Source organism: Nannocystis bainbridge, assembly GCF_028368995.1.
Taxonomy (GTDB): Bacteria; Myxococcota_A; Polyangia; order Nannocystales; family Nannocystaceae; genus Nannocystis; species Nannocystis bainbridge.
Genome location: NZ_JAQNDL010000002.1, coordinates 1,303,653 through 1,319,041 on the forward strand (window position 1 = coordinate 1,303,653; position 15,389 = coordinate 1,319,041).

Below are 15,389 nucleotides of genomic sequence, written 5' to 3' on the forward strand. Positions count from 1 at the left end.
CCGTGTGGAGCCGGGGAGCGATGAAGCCGGCGGGCAGCGGGACGACGAGGTAGCGAATGCTCGAGGCCCGACGACCTCCAGGCAGCGGGGAGCGTCGCTCTCGAACGGGGCGCGACGGAGGAGCATGGGCTCGTCGTGGTGCCGGGCTGAGCTCGAGGTCAGGTCATGGCGGGGCGCCGGCGCGCGTGGTGGGCGAACCGGGCAGCAGGGCGGATAGGCTGGCGAGGCGCTCGTTGCCGACGCTCTGGAGGTCGCCGCGCAGCTCGCCGCCGTCGGGCAGGTCGGCGAGCTCGACGAGGGTGCACGGCTGCAGGATGAGAGCGGCGAACGGCGGTCGTCCGGCGAGGCGGTGCACCGGAGCCGATCCGAGGGGCAGGGGGCCAGCGGCGTGGCTCGAACTGCCTTCGCGTCGCGGCCGCGCGGCTGTCTCTCGCGGGACAGGTCCGATGTGGCCTGGCGTGCCCGTGGCTCCGCGCGCGATCGGCATGTCTTATAAGACAGGTCCGATGTGGCCTGGCGTGCCCGTGGCTCCGCGCGCGATCGGCATGTCTTATAAGACAGGTCCGTCATGGCGCGGCGCATGCGTGGCTCCGCGCGCGATCGGCCTGTCTCGTGGGACAGGTCGATGAGACGCTTCCGCGGTCACCGAGCGCCGTCTCGAGGGACAGCTCAGTCGCTGCGAGTCACGGGTTCATCCTGTCCCGAGGGACAGGTGGACGCTCGCGGCCTCAGTGGACGATCCGCAGCTCGCGGGCCGGGTCGCGCAGGGGCTGCTGCTTCTTGGCCTCGGGCCGCTCGCCGCGCGGGTTGGTGCCGCGGCGCAGGATCTCGGTGGTGGGCGGGTAGAAGAGGTCCCAGGACTCGGTCTTCGCCATCTCGCCGGCCTGGTAGAGCTTGCGGGTGCGCACGACCTTGAAGCCGCGCATGCCTCGCTGCGACACGGTCTCGGCGCCGCTGGCGAGGCTGGAGTCGCTGCGAACGATGGTCTCGAACGGCAGGACCTCCTGCACGCGCCGCTCGAAGGCGACCTCGTCGAACACCTTGCGAGCGCCGAGGACCTCGATACGGACCTTGCCGGCGGCGACCTTGGTGTGGAACACGACCGGGAAGTCGAAGCTGTTCTTGAGCTTCATGTCGACGTGGCCGTAGACGACGGTCGAGTCGAGGCCCATGTCGACGTAGGCGCTGGGCCGGCTGTGCGGGCGGCTGTGCACGAGGTCGAGGCCGGCGAAGAAGGCGGCGCCGTAGAGGGTGGAGCTGATCTGGCAGATGCCGCCGCCGACGGTGTCGATCAGCTCGCCGTCGGCGATGCCGGCGGCGAAGCGGTAGCCGGCCTCGCCGGTGCGATCGCCGACGATCTGGTTGAACGACATGGTGGCGCCCGGCATCAGGACGAAGCCGTCGAGCGGAGCGGCGCCGATCTTGAGGTTGTAGGCGCGGTCGGCGTAGTTGGCTTCGGTCGAGTACGGGGTCTCGAAGGCGGCGAGCACGGCGCCGATGTCGAGGCCGTCAGCGATGCTGGCCCAAGGGTCAGGTACTTCGGGACCTGGCTGCGTGACCAGGTCGATGCGGTCGCCGCCCGAGGCGAGGCCGACGGCGACGGCCGACAGCGAGTCGAAGGCGGACAGCCGGGTGCCGCGCTGGGCCGGCAGGACGCGCCGGTTGTCCATGTCGAAGCGCGTGGCGAGGCTGGGGCGCTCGACCTTGGGGGCGAGGGCGAGCAGCTGGGCGAGCGCGACTTCTTCGTTGAAGCGGAAGCCGGGGGCGAGGTCGACCTCGCCGCGGAGGGCCCGGTCGCGGGCGCGCAGGTCGGCGAGGAGGTCACCGCTGTGGCCAACGCGGAGGGCGGCCTCGATCGCGGCCTCGGGCGCGGGCACGGCCCCGAGCGCGCGGGCGGTGGTCTCGACCTCGACGCCGGGGGCGGCGAGCAGGAGCTTGCGATCGAGGGCGGTGAGGACGGCGGTCTCGGCGATCGCGGGCAGCTCGGCCGCGGTCAGGCCGCCGACCTCGTGGCCGCCGAGGCGGACGCCGGGGATGACTTGGCCCGGGTCGCGGGCGGCGGCGAGGTCCTGCCACAGCACGGCGGCGACGGCCGCGAGGCCGAGAGCCATGGCGGTGGACTCGAGGACGGGGAGGACGCCGAGGCGGCGCCGACGAGCGGCGGGGACGGCCTCGGGCGCGGCTTCGGGGGCCGCTTCGGACGCGTCGAGGAGCTCGAGCGCGGGCGTGGCGGTCGGCACGAGCGTGCGCGGCTGGGCCCGACGAGGGGCCAGCGTGCGGGCGGCCGCTGCGGCGCGCGGTGCTGGCTGCGACATGGGAGGCGACGCTAGGCAGGTGGGCGACGGAAGTCCAAAAAACGGCGAATCCCGGGGGGAGGCGCGGTCGGCGGGGCGGATGAAGATGTCGGGAGAGGCGGCTCGAGCGGGCGGCCAAAGGCCGGGGACGGCGAGACGGCGGGCTCAGCGACGGGATGGGCGGGCTCGCGGCTAGTTGTTGCGGGAGGGGGGCGTGGCCGGAGCGAGCCGAGGGGGACGTAACCGGGGCCTCGGAGCGAAACCGTGCCATTGCCTCTGAAGCCCACGCAAGGGGGTCTGGCGGCCCGTGCGGTCGGGGCGGGTGGAGGCCTCTGTCAAGCGACGACTTCGGCGCGCAGGGAGTCCGGGGAGGCTCGACTTCATGACCCTCGGGAGCGTGGGTCGAGCGCAGGAGGCGGCGGGATTCGCCAGCCGGAAGCGGCGAGACGGGTTGCCGGAACCGGTCGCCCCGGGAGGCGTCCATCCGCGGTATGACGAGCCCCGTGGCGCCCGCCGAACCCTCCGGTCCCCCCCCTGGTTATGGTCCGCGTGCGCGCGGGGTCCCCGTCCGCAACAAGCTGCTGGTCGCCGCGGTGACCACCAACCTGGCCGGCATGATCGCGGCGGTGTTCCTGGCCCGGCTCATCCGCGAGGTGCCGGCCGAGGCCTCGACCGAGTCGATGCTGCTGGTCGCCTACTACACGGCGCTGTGTGTGGTAGCGATCGCCGACGCGCTGCTGATCGACGAGTTCATGTTCGGCGGGGCGTTCCGCCTGACCCACCTCCAGGGCAAGGACCCCAAGTTCGCGCGCGCGAGCGACGAGGCGGCGATGGTGGCGGCGACGATGCAGCGCTCGTCGGTCAGCTTCCCGATCGTCCTTTTGCTGTGCGGCGGGGTGACGTACCTGCTGTTCAATTTCGTGAACCAGGACTTCAACTCTTACTACCGAAGGGTTGGAATTCACGTCAGTTCTCTCCGGGGCGACGAGCCCGAGAGTCAGCCCCGGCGGCTGCAGGCGATCGCCGAGCTGTCGATGCGCCGGCACCCGACGATCGTGCCGACCTTGCGCCAGCAGCTGGCCCGCGGCGGCGAGGTCGGCGCGTGGGCGGCCTGGTCGCTGGGCCGCTTCATCGACGTGACCTCCGAGCGCAAGGCGATCCTGGGCGACCTGCGGGAGACGATGAAGTCGCCGGACCCGAACCTGCGGCGCGAGGCGCTGATCTCGCTGGCCCGCTACCAGGACCGCGACGTGGCCGACGCCCTGGTGGGCGAGCTCGAGCGCGACCTGGCGGCGGGGGTGATCGATCGGCGGCTGCTGATCGCGGCCGGCTATATCCAGGTGCCGAAGCTGCTGCCGGCGCTGCAGCAGATCCTCCAGCGCGGCGACGAGAAGGCCCAGCGCGTGGCAGCGTGGGCGATCGCGCAGCACCGCGACCAGCGTGAGGCGAAGGACCTCGACCTGATGCTGACGGATCGCCTGCCGTCAGCCGCGTTTTCGGTGCGCTGCGCGATCGTGTTCAGCCTCGGGATCCTCGGCAACGAGCGCGCGAACGTGCCCCTGATGCACGCGTACGACACGGCGACGCCCGAGGAGCGGGCCACGACGTGCCCGGTCGAGGTCGTGTACCTCCGGCCCGACGGCCAGCAGGACCACTTCGAGCTGCTGCTGCCGCCCGAAAACTACGAGAACGAGATCTTCAAGGTCCTCGGGCAAATCCGCGCCACGACTCCCGAAATTCGTGCAGCGGTGGAGCCGTGGCTGGAGCGCCTGGCGGCCGCGCACAAGGGGGACGGGACGCTCACTTCCGAGCGCGCGCAGTCGCTGCTCGAGGGCATCCGCAGCGCCCGCGACGACTCGAAGGTGGCGGCGCCGGAGTAGGCGCCGCGTCGCTGGAGCCGTACAATCGGTGTGCGCGAAAGAGCACATCGACATGCACCGCTTCGCTTTTCCCGTCCTCGCTTTCGCCTGTGTCGCCGTCACCGCGACCGCGGCCCACGCTCACATCGCCCTCAGCTCGCCGCTGCCGCGGCACGTCGACCAGAAGTCAGGCCCGTGCGGGGTCGGGCCGAACGACACCCGCGGCGACGAGGTGGCGGTGTTCCAGGGCGGCGAGTCGATCGTGGTCCGCTGGACCGAGACGGTCGACCACCCGGGCCACTTCCGCATCAGCTTCGACAACGACGGCCACGACGACTTCGGGGACCCGGCCGGCTTCGACGATTTCTACTCGAACCCGGCGGTGCTGGTCGACGAGATCGCCGACAAGCAGGGCTCGCAGCAGATGTACGAGCAGGAGGTGACGCTGCCGCTGATGAGCTGCGACAACTGCACGCTGCAGCTGATCCAGGTGATGACCGACAAGCCGCCGTACGAGATCGGCACCAACGACCTCTACTATCAGTGCGCCGACATCGTGCTCGAGGGGGCGGCCGAGACGACGGGCGAGGAGACGAGCGCGGGCGAGACGACGACGGGCGAGGCGACGACCGGCAGCGAGACCTCGGAGGGCACGGGGACGCCCGGGACCACGGGCGAGCCGGGCACGACCGGCGGGGATCCGCAGCCGACGACCGGGACGACGGCCGAGAGCGGCACGACGGCCGGAGACGGCACGACGGCCGAGAGCGGCAACGAAAGCGACGGGACCGGCAGCGCGACCGAGAGCCTGGGCGAGGGCGAGGGCGGCTGCGGCTCGTGCAACACGGGCGGGGCCGGCGGGAGCAGCTTGGCGGCGCTGTTGTTGTTGCTGGGGCGCAGGAGACGGCGTGGTTGATGCGAGCGCTCCGAGGCGGCGGCAGCGGGCTGTCGCGTCGTGGGGGCTCTGCGGTGGTCTGGCGCTGGGCGGGCTGCTGGGCTGGCCCAGCGCTGCGCTGGCGCATATCCGCCTGATCGAGCCGGCGCCGCGACACGAGCAACAGAAGCGCGGGCCGTGCGGGGCCGGCAGCGAGGACGGGCGCGGCGAGGTGGTGAGCACGTTCCGGCCGGGGCAGACGATCACGGTGCGGTGGCAGGAGACGGTGGCGCACCCGGGCTACTTCCGCATCGCCTTCGACGAGGAGGGCCAGGACGCGTTCGCCGATCCGGCAGAGGCCGGGCAGAGCGGCGATCCTGCGGTGGTGCTCGTCGATCTCATCGCCGACAAGGAGGGCACGCAGACGTACGAGCAGGCGGTGACGCTGCCGGACGTGGCGTGCGAGCGCTGCACGCTGCAGCTGGTGCAGGTGATGACGGACAAGGGGCCGTACGGGGACGGCAACGACCTGTACTACCAGTGCGCGGACCTGGTGCTCAGCGAGGATGCGCCGGCGAGCTCGCCGGAGAGCGACGAGGCGAGCAGCGGGTGCCGCACGGGCTCGGCGGGGCCGCTGGCGCTGGTGATGCTGCTCGGCTGGCGGCGACGCTCGCGGGCGGGCTGAAGCTCCCAAGGCCTGAAGCTGCGGCAGGCTGAGGGCTTCGGATGGTCTGAAGCTGCGGCAGGCTGAGGGGCTTCGGATGGCCCGAAGCTACCTGGCAGGCTGAGGCTGCGGGCAGGCTGAGGCTTCGATTTGGACCGACCTGTCGGGCAGGCTTCGGATTGAACCGAAGCTACCAGGGCGGGCTGAAGGCTGGGGGCAGGTTGAGGCTTCGGATGGACCGAAGCTACCGGGCAGGCCGAAGTTCGGCAGGCGGCGGCAGGATGCCTGTCCTGTTGGACAGGTGAGGGAACTCGAAGCGGGCCTGGCCTTTCGGACAGCTCGGCGTGCTGGCTTCGGAGGCTCTTCTTTAAAATTGTAGCGCGAAGCCGCCGCCGGTCGGCTTGACGCGGATCTTCGCGGTCCAGTCCTCGCGGCTCCGCGTGAAGCGCTCGTAGCGGACTGCGCCGATGGCGGTGAGCGGCATGCCGACGAGCAGCATCAGGGCGCCGGGGATCAGGAAGTGGAGGCCCGCGTAGGGGCCTTGGGGCGCGGGGCCCGGGGGGGGGTCCTGCGGGTTCATCACCAGGAGGGTGCCGACGATCGTGGTGGGGATCCCGAAGGCGAACAGGCTGGCGCCGACGATCAGCGACTTGAGGCCGCGCGGTTGCGGGTACTGTTCTGCGACGACCGGGGCCGGGCCGGGGTCCTGGCATGGTTTCCCGGCGGCGGCCGAGCGAACCGGCAAGCGACAGGGGCGGAGGCCCGCGGTCGCGGTCGTCGGGGCGAGGGCGACGAGGGCAGCGAGCGAACACAGGCACGACGCGCGGCGCATGGGGGCAGCTCCGAGTCAGAGGCAGAGGAGACCGTAGCAGCGTCCGCCATGGTCGCGAGATCTGCAAGCGAACCGTCGCCGGATGCACGGTCCGCCGAGGCGTGCTACCGATGCGGCGTCAGGAGACCGACATGATCCACCAGGCCTTACTTCGCACCCTCGCCCTCGCGTTCGCCACCACGGCTCTGTTCGCCGGGGGCTGCAAGGACACTTCGGGCGCCGGCTCCGGAGCGCCCGGGACCGCCGCCGACCCTGCGGGGACCGCCGGTGCGGGAGGGGGTGGCGCGCAGCCGGCGGTCGACACCAGACCCGAGACGACGCCGGTCGCTGGCGAGACACCCTCGCCGACGGCTCCGCCGGGGGACGACTCGCCCGCGGCGTTCGTCGAATGCACGACGCGCACGACCATGTGCACGCGCGAATACAACCCGGTGTGCGGCAAGCTGACCGACGGCGCGCGCAAGTCGTACTCGAACAAGTGCGTGGCGTGCGGCGACCAGGCGGTGGTCGGCTACTCGCCCGGCGCGTGCCCCGAGACGCCGCCGACGTGAGGCGTGGGGCCGAGGGGCTCCGAGCGAGCGCGGAGGCGCCGCGCGGATGGCCGCGCGGTCGCTTGCGGACGCCGTGCAGGCGTCGTTCGTGAGGCGGCCTGCGGGCGCAGAGACCTGCTGCGGACGCGGGGCAGGCCTCGCAAAAAGTGCTTGACGCGTCTCGTGCAGCCGGGTAAAAGCCCGACCCTCGGTTGTGCCACTTTAGCTCAGTTGGTAGAGCAGCTGATTCGTAATCAGCAGGTCTCCGGTTCGAGTCCGGAAAGTGGCTTGAGTCTCTCTTATTCGAGGCGGTCTCCGTCGCGGTCTATTCCCGCGCAGGAGGCCGCCTGTCCGTCGTGCCGCGGTTTGCGGCGGCTTGCGGCGGCACGGGCCCGGCTGCGGCGCATTGCCGCGGCGCTGTCAGTTTCACGGCGGCGTGGGCTCCCCGTCGGGACGCAGCGTGGTCTGGATGGACATGCCCGAAGCGACATGTCCGCGAGAACCGGTGAAGATGCGCGCCTCGGCAGCGGGGGTGCCGCGGTGGATGAGCAGCGCGACGGCGCTGCCGGGCCGCGAGCCGCCGTCGCGGAAGTGGGCCTGGACCTGGACGCGCCAGTGGAGGTCGTCGTGCTTCTCCATGCGGCAGGTGAAGCCGAGCATGGCGTCGTCGATGGGGCGCTGGCTCGGGACGTCGGACGGGAGCACGACCCACCACCAGTCGTGCACGGCGGTGCCCTCGAAGACGCGGTAAAGCTCGCCGTCCTGGACGTTGGCGGCGTACGCCGACGGGATGGGTCGTGGCTCCGGATCGTCGCTGGTCCCCGCGAAGCTGCGCTGAGCGTCACTCTGATTCACGGCTCACCTCCCATGCGGCCTCTACGGTGAAGAAGGTCGGTGGCCGGGCAAGTGACTCGGGCTACCGGCGGCGTCGCGGGGCCGCCGCTGGCGAGAGCGCGGCGAGACGCGGTGATGCGCCAGGCCGGTCGCTTCGACCGCGGAACGTGGCTGTCGCAGGCCAGGCGCTGCGAGATCCGGCGGCGACGGCGACGGCGGCGAGGCGCGCCGATCCGCGCGAGCCGCGAGGGGCTCCGCACAGGCCGGGGTCGCGACCCGGCGCGCGGTTGCATGCGCGAGGGCGTGGGCGGCTGCGCGTGTGCTCGTTACGAGCGGTGGCCGGCATGTCCTTGCGGACATATTCGCCCGCGGCCAGGGGCGCCGATCCTGGCGAGCCATGAGGGACAGCGCGCGGGGGGCCTCGCGCCAGGGCGTGCGCGAGGGCCTGCAAGAGGTTTTCGCTACGACTGAAACGCTCTCGCGTGTTCCTGCGGGCAGTCCCGCGTGCTGCTGCGCTCGTGGCATGTCCTTCCGGACATATTCGCCCGCGGCCAGGGGCGCGGCTCCTTGTGAGCCGTGAGGGACGGCCGCGCGGGATGGCCTCACACAATGGCGCGTGCGAGGGCCTGCGAGAGGCGCTCGGGGGCAGGAGAGGACGTCCGAGGCGGCGACGGAGGTGGTCCCCGAGGATCCCCAGGCGCTGCGGGTCGAGCGGATGACATGTTCGAAGGGGCATGTCCATGAGGACATGCTCCGAAGGACACCTTCAAAAGCTGCGGGCGACGGCGGCGCGGAAGTAGTTGAGGCCGAGCTCGTCGTCGAAGCCGCGGGCGTACTGCAGCATGAGGTCGATCGCGTCGCCGTAGCCGAGCTTGAAGCTGGCGATGAAGCTGGCGCCGACGCCCCACTTCAGCATCTGGCGGGTGAACTTCTCGCCGTTGGCGCCCCAGGCGGCGCCCAGGTCCATGAACGGGGCGAAGGTCAGGCGGCGCAGGAAGCCGGGCAAGGTGCCGAGGCCGCGCTCGACGTCGGCCAGCGGGATCCGGTACTCGACGTTGAGCACGCCGTAGTAGCGGCCGGGGAAGGCGAACGGCCGGTAGCCGCGCAGGTTGCCCCAGTCGCCGTAGGGCGCGCGCAGCAGGAAGCTGCGCAGGACCTCGGCCTGCTGCGAGGTGCCGCCGAGGTAGAACGGCGAGCGGCGGCCGAGGGTGCCGGCCGAGGCGCCGCCCTCGAGCGAGAGGCCGAGCACCTGGTGGCCGCGCCACGGCATGCGCAGCATCTCGACGTAGCGGCCGGTGATCCAGACGTCGGAGTAACGACCGCCGAGGTGGGGGTCGATGAGGTTGACGGTGAGGTTGGCGGCGCGGCCGGTCTCGTTGCCGTAGGCGTAGCGGGTGCTGCGGCGGCCGTCGTACTCGAAGGCGAGGCTGACGGAGCCGAGGCCGCCGAGGTCGGGCAAGGTGGAGGCGGGGGCGCTGGGGTCGATGGCCGGGACGGTGCTGGCGTTGGCGTAGTGGGTGTAGGCGTAGCTGAGGCTGGCGAAGGCGTTGTGGACCGGGTGGCGCACGACGGGGACGCTGACGGAGGCGCGCGCGGTGGTGATCCGCTCGTCGTAGCCGCGCTGCAGGTAGGACGGCGGGGTGGCGCCGGGCACGAGGTCGCCGGGGCTGTCGTAGATGTAGCGCTCGAAGCTGCCGCGGCGGGCGTAGTCGCGGCTGACGAGCAGGCGGAAGTTGGGCAGGAAGCGCGCGAACTCGTAGACGATCGAGCCGCTGGGGGCGCCGAAGGCGGTGTTGTAGCCGCCGTTGATCGAGAGGGTGTGGAACTCGAGGACGTCGCTGACGCCGATCGAGGCGCCGATCTCGGTGCCGAAGCTGCCGGAGGTGGCAGAGGCGAGGGCGGAGGGGAAGATCGTGCGCGGGAAGAAGGTGCGGTAGGCCTTGTAACGGTGGCTCTTGAGGCTGACGGGCCGCCCGCGATCGCCCATCTCGTCAGGGGTGGGATCGTCGATGATCGGCAGCGGATCTTGCACCGGCAACGGCTCGAAGAACTGGGCCGGGTCGAGCTTCATGACCCAGAGGTCGTAGCCGTGGGCGGTGAAGCCGACGTAGACGAGGCGCTTGCCGTCGTGGCTGACGACCGGCTCGAAGGCGCCGCCGAGGACGTTGGTGACCTGATGGACGCGGCCGGTCGCGACCTCGTAGGCGTAGATGTTGAAGACGCCGTCGCGGTCGCTGTTGAAGACGACGTAGTTGCCGTCGGGGGTCCAGCTCGGCTCGCTGTCGAGGAAGCGATCGGCGGTGGCCCGCAAGGTGGTCTGAGCCTCGCGGTCGTAGATGTAGATGTCGCGCATGCCGCCCTCGCGGAAGGCGGAGTAGGCGACTTTCTTGCCGTCGGCGGACCATCGCGGGGTGGTGACGACCTGGATCCGCTCGAGCGGGGCGACCTCGGTGACATCCTTGGTGGCGAGGTCGAGGAAGGCGAGGCGCGCCTGGGCGGCGTCGTTGCGCGAGAACACGACGGTGCGACCGTCAGGCGAGACGTGCGGGTCGCGGGCGCGGGCGCCGAAGGTGAGCTGCTCGAAGTCGCCGGGGTTCTGCCGGACGTCGCGGGCGCCAGGGGCCGGCGGCCGGTAGCGCCACAGGTCGGTCCAGGAGTAGCGGAGGTCGTGCACGCCCCAGACCTCGAAGACCATGTCCTCGGAGACGCCGACGAACGAGCCGGAGGCGGCGTCCTGCAGCTCGACGATGCGCTCGACGCCGACGGACATGCCCTGCTTGCCGATGCCGACGCCCTCGCGCAGGGCGGCGCCGGTGCTGCGGATCCGGCGGATGCCAGGGTTCGAGTGGCCGTCGTCCTCGAAGTAGTAAATGTGCTGATCGTCGGGCGCCCAGAACGGGTGGCGCACGAAGTTGCCGGAGGCCTGGGCGGAGGTGGTGAAGGTGACGCGCCGCCCCTCGCGGATGCCACGGGCCCGGATCGCGCGCGCCTGGGCCTGGAAGCGGCGCACGGTGTCGAGCTCGAACTCCTCCCACAGCGTCTCCCAGCTGACGCCGAGGACCTTCTGGACGGCGCGATTGATGGCGAACGGGAGGGTCTGGCCGCCGTAGACGTGGTTGAGCTCGGCGAGCTTGTCCTCGCCGTAGCGGTTGCTGATGTAGCGCAGGAGGTAGAGGCCGTAGAGGTAGACGCTGCTGCCGTGCGGGAAGACGTTGGCGCCGGAGGAGACGCGATCGATGGGGATGAAGCCGTGCTCGAGGATCGGAGCGCGCAGGTACATCTCCCACTGGGTGTGGCGCCCGCGACCCTGGCTGGTGAGGCGCGACTCTTCGTGGCTGGCGAGGCCCTCGACGAACCACCGCGGCTGGATGACGTTGGGCTGCCAGACCTTGCCGGCGCGGCCGAAGCCGAGGAGGGCGTTGACGATCCGCGGGATGCCGTGCGCGGTGTCGAGGTGGATGATGTGCGTGTATTCGTGGGTCAGGAGGATGTCGATCCAGTCGTCGTATCCCTCGAGCACGGACATCGAGTCGGGGGCGGTGACGTAGGCGACGATCCGCGGGTAAGGGCTGGTGTTGGCGAGGCCGTTGGCGGCGTCGGTGTGGTCCTGGTAGACGACGTGGGTCTTGAGCCAGGGGGCGTGCGAGAGGCTGGTCGAGAGCCGGTCGTGGGCCCGCTCGAGCACCATGGCGGCCTTCTCGGCGGCGTACTCGTTGCCCTGGTAGTAATGGACGTAGAAGTGGTCGCTCTCGAGGGTGCGCCAGCGCGTGTCACGGGTGGCCGCTTCGACGGGGCGCCAGCACAGGCAGGCGAGCACGAGCCCGAGCAGCGCCAGGGCCCCGCGCAGGCGGCGAGGTGCACGGGCAGGGCGCGTCGCGGACACGGGCGCCAAGCCTAACAGGAGGCTCCGCGGGCGGGTACGCGAAGCCGCCGCGATCGGGCGTGCGCGAGGTCGGTGGCGCGCACGACCGAGGATCGCGGGGCGGCGGATGAACGCGTCTCAGAGGGGGACTGGCGCGCTCGAGGCGCCCGGAGCGGGGGGCGAGGTCCGGCGGCGGTCCGGTGCGAGCGACGGGGGCTGCGCAGTTCGGGGATGGGCGCGGGCGATCAGGGGTTGGCGTCGGTGCAGGTGCCGGCGTCGCAGCCGAAGAAGGGGGCGCAGTCCTTGTGGCTGTCGCACGGGTCGCCCTGCTGGCCGTCCCAGCACTGCTGGTCGACACAGGCGGGCGAGGTGGGGCCGCAGTCGTGGTCGTTGACGCAGGGATCGCCCTCGTCGCCGTCGTAGCAGAGGTGGTCGACGCAGCTGGGGGTGAAATCGGCGCAGTCGCCGTCGTTGTCGCAGGGATCGCCCTCGTCGCCGTCGTGACACTGATGATCGTCGTCGGCGCAGTAAGGGGCCTGACCCGGGCAGTCGTCGTCCTCGAAGCAGAGCTGGCCCTCGCCGACCGGGGCCGGCGGCGCGGTGGTCGAGCCGAGGCCGCCGGTGCCCTCGGGGAGGTCGGTGGTGGAAGTGGTGGACGAGCTGGGAGGGTCGCCGGCGGGCAGGTCGGGCGGGGCTGCGCCCGAGGTGGTGGTGCCGGTGGAGGAGTCGATGGGCGTGTCGGTGGTGGTGCCGTCGGTGGAGGTCGTGGTGGCAGGGGCGGCGGTGGTGATGGCGGGCGGGGGACCGGCAGTGGCGGTGACGCCGAAGCCGAACCCGGACGGCTTCTCCGGCTCGACGCAGGCGGTGAGCGTCGCCAGTCCGAGAGACAAATACACGATGTGTCGCATGGGCAGGCCTCGCTGGATCGCGGCGATCCGTCCCCCAGCATGGGCCGGCATCGCGGCGCGGCTCGCTCATTTCGCGTCGGTGTGACGGCGACCGCGAAAGCTCGCAGGAGGGGCCGGCGGGGGCGCTGGCGGGCGAAATTGGAGGAGGGCGGGCGATGATGGGGCGAGCGGAGTGTGGCGGGCCCGACGGCGGTGGATGGCGAGGTCGCGCGGGGTGATGTGGGTCGTCGGCGAGGCGAAGGTGCGGCAGAGCACCCGGGTGGGCGAGGATGCGACGCGTGAACTGGCGAGGCGTCATCTGCTCGAAAGGACAGGTGCGCGGGGTGTGGTGGTGTCCGAAGGGACAGGCGTCATCTGCTCGAAAGGACAGATGCGTGGGGTGTCCGAAGGGACAGGATCGTCTGCTCGAAAGGACAGATGGGTGGTGTTGTGGCCGTATCCGAAGGGACAGGATCGTCTGCTCGAAAGGTCAGATGGGAGGTGGTGTCCGAAGGGACAGGCGTCATCTGCTCGAAAGGACAGATGCGAGGGGTGTCCGAAGGGACAGGTGCGGCACCATCTGCTCGAAAGGACAGGGGCGATGGGCCTGTCCTGAAGGACAGGCGGCGCCGGTGTCACGCGGTCCGGGCGCGCGCGGCTTCGTGGGCGGCTGCTTCGGCGCGGCGCTGGGCGGCGCGGACGTGGGCCCACAGGCACATCAGGGCTGCCGGGGTGATGCCGGGGATCCGCGCGGCCTGGCCGGTGCTGGTCGGGCGCACGCGGGCGAACCGCTCGGCGGCCTCGGTGGTGAGGCCGGGCAGGCGCCGGTAGTCGGTGTCGGGGTCGATCGGGAGGTCGGTGGCGCCGCCGCGCATGACCCGGATCTCCTTCTCCTGGCGCTCGAGGAAGCCGGCGTAGCAGCGCTGCGCCTCGGCCCGCTCGGTCAGCCAGGCCGGGGCGGCGGCGTCGGGCTCGGCGAGCAGCCGGCGGACGCGCTCGACGCGGGCGCGGGCCCTGTCGTAACGGACAGGGTCGATGAGACCTGCTGCAAAGGCCATGTCCGAGAGCCGGGCGTCGGCGTTGTCCTCGCGCAGGAGCAGGCGGTACTCGGCGCGGGCGGTGAACATGCGGTACGGTTCGTCGCAGCCCTGGGTGACGAGGTCGTCGATCATGACGCCGGCGTAGGCGTGCTCGCGGCCGAGGATCAGCGGGGAGCGGCCGAGGGCGGCGAGGGCCGCGTTGGCGCCGGCGACGAGGCCCTGGACGCCGGCCTCCTCGTAGCCGGATGTGCCGTTGATCTGGCCGGCGAACCACAGGCCGGGGATGTCGCGGGCGCCGAGAGTGTGGTCGAGGTCGCGGGCGTCGACGGCGTCGTACTCGACGGCGTAGCCAGGGCGCAGCATGACGGCGCGCTCGAGGCCGGGGATGGTGCGGATGAAGGCTTCCTGGACGTCGGCGGGCAGGCTGGTCGAGATCCCGCCGGGATAGACGCTGTCGGTGTCGAGGCCCTCGGGCTCGAGGAAGATCTGGTGGCGGTCGCGGGCGGCGAAGCGCACGATCTTGTCCTCGAGCGAGGGGCAGTAGCGCGGGCCGCGGCCGACGACCTGGCCGCTGTACATGGCGGAGCGGTGGAGGTTGGCGCGGACGAGCTCGTGGGTGGCCTCGGTGGTCCAGGTGATCCAGCACGGGACCTGGGCGAGCACGGGCGGAGGGCCGTCGTCGGGCAAGGTGAAGCGCGGCAGCGGGTCTTCGCTGGGCTGCTCCTCGGTGCGGGCGTAGTCGAGGGTGCGGCCGTCGAGGCGGGCCGGGGTGCCGGTCTTGAGGCGGCGGAGGCTGAAGCCGAGGGCGCGCAGGTGCTCGGACAGGGCGAGGGCGGGCGGCTCGCCGACGCGCCCGCCCGGGACGGTGCGCTCGCCGGTGTGGAGGAGGCCGCCGAGGAAGGTGCCGGTGGTGATGACGACGGCGTCGCCAGGCACGAGGCTGCCATCCTCGAGCACGACGCCGCAGGCGCGGCCGGCGTCGCGGTGGACGGCGGCGACGAGGCCCTCGAGGACGCGAATCCGGGGGTCGGCGAGCAGGGCGGCGCGGGCGAACTGGCCGTAGCGGGCCTTGTCGACCTGGACCCGGGTGCTGCGCACGGCGGGGCCCTTGGAGCGGTTGAGGATCCGGCCGTGGATCGCGCAAGCATCGGCGGCGCGGCCCATGAAGCCGCCCAGGGCCTCGATCTCCTTGACGAGGTGACCCTTGGCGACGCCGCCGATGCTGGGGTTGCAGGGGGTCTGGCCGATGGTGGCGCGGCTGCCAGTGACGACGAGGACGCGCGCGCCGACCCGCGCCGCGGCAAAGGCGGCCTCGAGCCCGGCGTGTCCGGCTCCGACGACGATGACGACGGGCTCCACGGCGGGGCGAGGGTAGCAGACCACTGAGACGGGGATGGTGGGGGCGAGCATGGCGATGGCCGAGGTCGTCAGCGGGCTTGCGCGGGTTCGCGCTTTATGCGATAGAAGGCTGCTGGTTGGGGTCAGGAGGCCGTTTGCAGAGCGGCAGAGACCGGGGGGCGAGCCGCTGATGCGTAATCAGCAGGCCTCCGGTTCGAGCCCGGGCGCTCGCGGTTTTGGGCGCTGTCAGCCTCTCGCGGCCTCGGGTCGAAGAAATTGAGGGCCGAAATGCCGCAGAATCCGCGTTTCGGGCGGCGCGGGGCGCGGGGGCGCGCGGCGTTGGAGCCATTCGTTCGCGGGTGGGCTATCTTTGCC

At 71.6% G+C, this 15,389-nt stretch carries 11 protein-coding genes and 1 tRNA gene; 5 read left to right on the top strand and 7 right to left on the bottom strand.

Going from position 1 to position 15,389, the window contains the following annotated elements; genetic code table 11:
* Positions 1–163: 163 nt before the first annotated feature.
* Together POL25_RS22780 and POL25_RS22785 are read right to left on the bottom strand one after the other, a co-directional pair.
* A complete protein-coding gene (locus POL25_RS22780) occupies positions 164–355 on the bottom strand; it encodes a hypothetical protein (RefSeq protein ID WP_272088246.1) in 192 nt (63 codons plus the stop codon).
* Between the two features lie 373 nt (positions 356–728).
* The gene (locus POL25_RS22785) at positions 729–2,315 is read right to left on the bottom strand and encodes a VanW family protein (RefSeq protein WP_272088247.1); all 1,587 of its coding nucleotides are present in this window, start codon (positions 2,313–2,315) and stop codon (positions 729–731) included.
* A 482-nt stretch (positions 2,316–2,797) separates the two neighbouring features.
* Between POL25_RS22785 and POL25_RS22790 the strand changes: the two genes are divergently transcribed.
* The 3 genes from POL25_RS22790 to POL25_RS22800 are packed head-to-tail and all read left to right on the top strand — an operon-like array spanning position 2,798 to position 5,712.
* Complete coding sequence (locus POL25_RS22790; RefSeq protein WP_272088248.1) at positions 2,798–4,174, top strand: HEAT repeat domain-containing protein; 1,377 nt, start codon at positions 2,798–2,800, stop codon at positions 4,172–4,174.
* Positions 4,175–4,226: 52 nt separating this feature from the next.
* Entirely contained in the window at positions 4,227–5,069 is an 843-nt protein-coding gene (locus POL25_RS22795) for an SCE4755 family polysaccharide monooxygenase-like protein (RefSeq protein ID WP_272088249.1), read from the top strand.
* Positions 5,062–5,712: an SCE4755 family polysaccharide monooxygenase-like protein gene (locus tag POL25_RS22800; protein ID WP_272088250.1), complete on the top strand. Its 651-nt coding sequence runs from the start codon at positions 5,062–5,064 to the stop codon at positions 5,710–5,712. Before POL25_RS22795 ends, POL25_RS22800 begins: the two co-directional genes overlap by 8 nt.
* Before the next feature lie 346 nt (positions 5,713–6,058).
* On the opposite strand, the gene POL25_RS22805 is transcribed toward POL25_RS22800, so the two are convergent.
* Positions 6,059–6,523 carry a hypothetical protein gene (locus tag POL25_RS22805; RefSeq protein ID WP_272088251.1) on the bottom strand — a complete coding sequence of 155 codons (465 nt, stop codon included), beginning with the start codon at positions 6,521–6,523 and terminating at the stop codon, positions 6,059–6,061.
* A 131-nt stretch (positions 6,524–6,654) separates the two neighbouring features.
* Here POL25_RS22805 and POL25_RS22810 point away from each other — a divergent pair, with 131 nt between their 5' ends.
* Positions 6,655–7,074, top strand: coding sequence for a Kazal-type serine protease inhibitor family protein (locus POL25_RS22810; RefSeq protein WP_272088252.1), 420 nt, complete (start codon positions 6,655–6,657; stop codon positions 7,072–7,074).
* A 195-nt stretch (positions 7,075–7,269) separates the two neighbouring features.
* Positions 7,270–7,342, top strand: a tRNA-Thr gene (locus POL25_RS22815).
* A gap of 137 nt (positions 7,343–7,479) precedes the next feature.
* Here POL25_RS22815 and POL25_RS22820 read toward each other — a convergent pair.
* The 4 genes from POL25_RS22820 to mnmG form a co-directional block, all read right to left on the bottom strand.
* Positions 7,480–7,908 carry a hypothetical protein gene (locus POL25_RS22820; protein ID WP_272088253.1) on the bottom strand — a complete coding sequence of 143 codons (429 nt, stop codon included), beginning with the start codon at positions 7,906–7,908 and terminating at the stop codon, positions 7,480–7,482.
* Between the two features lie 745 nt (positions 7,909–8,653).
* Entirely contained in the window at positions 8,654–11,770 is a 3,117-nt protein-coding gene (locus POL25_RS22825; protein WP_272088254.1) for a hypothetical protein, read from the bottom strand.
* A gap of 224 nt (positions 11,771–11,994) precedes the next feature.
* Positions 11,995–12,657, bottom strand: a complete 663-nt coding sequence (locus POL25_RS22830; protein WP_272088255.1) for a hypothetical protein — start codon at positions 12,655–12,657, stop codon at positions 11,995–11,997.
* 614 nt (positions 12,658–13,271) lie between these two features.
* Positions 13,272–15,035, bottom strand: coding sequence for a tRNA uridine-5-carboxymethylaminomethyl(34) synthesis enzyme MnmG (gene mnmG, locus POL25_RS22835; RefSeq protein ID WP_272088256.1), 1,764 nt, complete (start codon positions 15,033–15,035; stop codon positions 13,272–13,274).
* Positions 15,036–15,389 lie beyond the last annotated feature (354 nt).

Coding starts and splice junctions, on each gene's coding strand:
- POL25_RS22795 (WP_272088249.1), top strand. CDS start 4,227: ATGCACCGCTTCGCTTTTCCCGTCCTCGCTTTCGCCTGTGTCGCCGTC.
- POL25_RS22810 (WP_272088252.1), top strand. CDS start 6,655: ATGATCCACCAGGCCTTACTTCGCACCCTCGCCCTCGCGTTCGCCACC.
- POL25_RS22830 (WP_272088255.1), bottom strand. CDS start 12,657: ATGCGACACATCGTGTATTTGTCTCTCGGACTGGCGACGCTCACCGCC.
- POL25_RS22805 (WP_272088251.1), bottom strand. CDS start 6,523: ATGCGCCGCGCGTCGTGCCTGTGTTCGCTCGCTGCCCTCGTCGCCCTC.
- POL25_RS22785 (WP_272088247.1), bottom strand. CDS start 2,315: ATGTCGCAGCCAGCACCGCGCGCCGCAGCGGCCGCCCGCACGCTGGCC.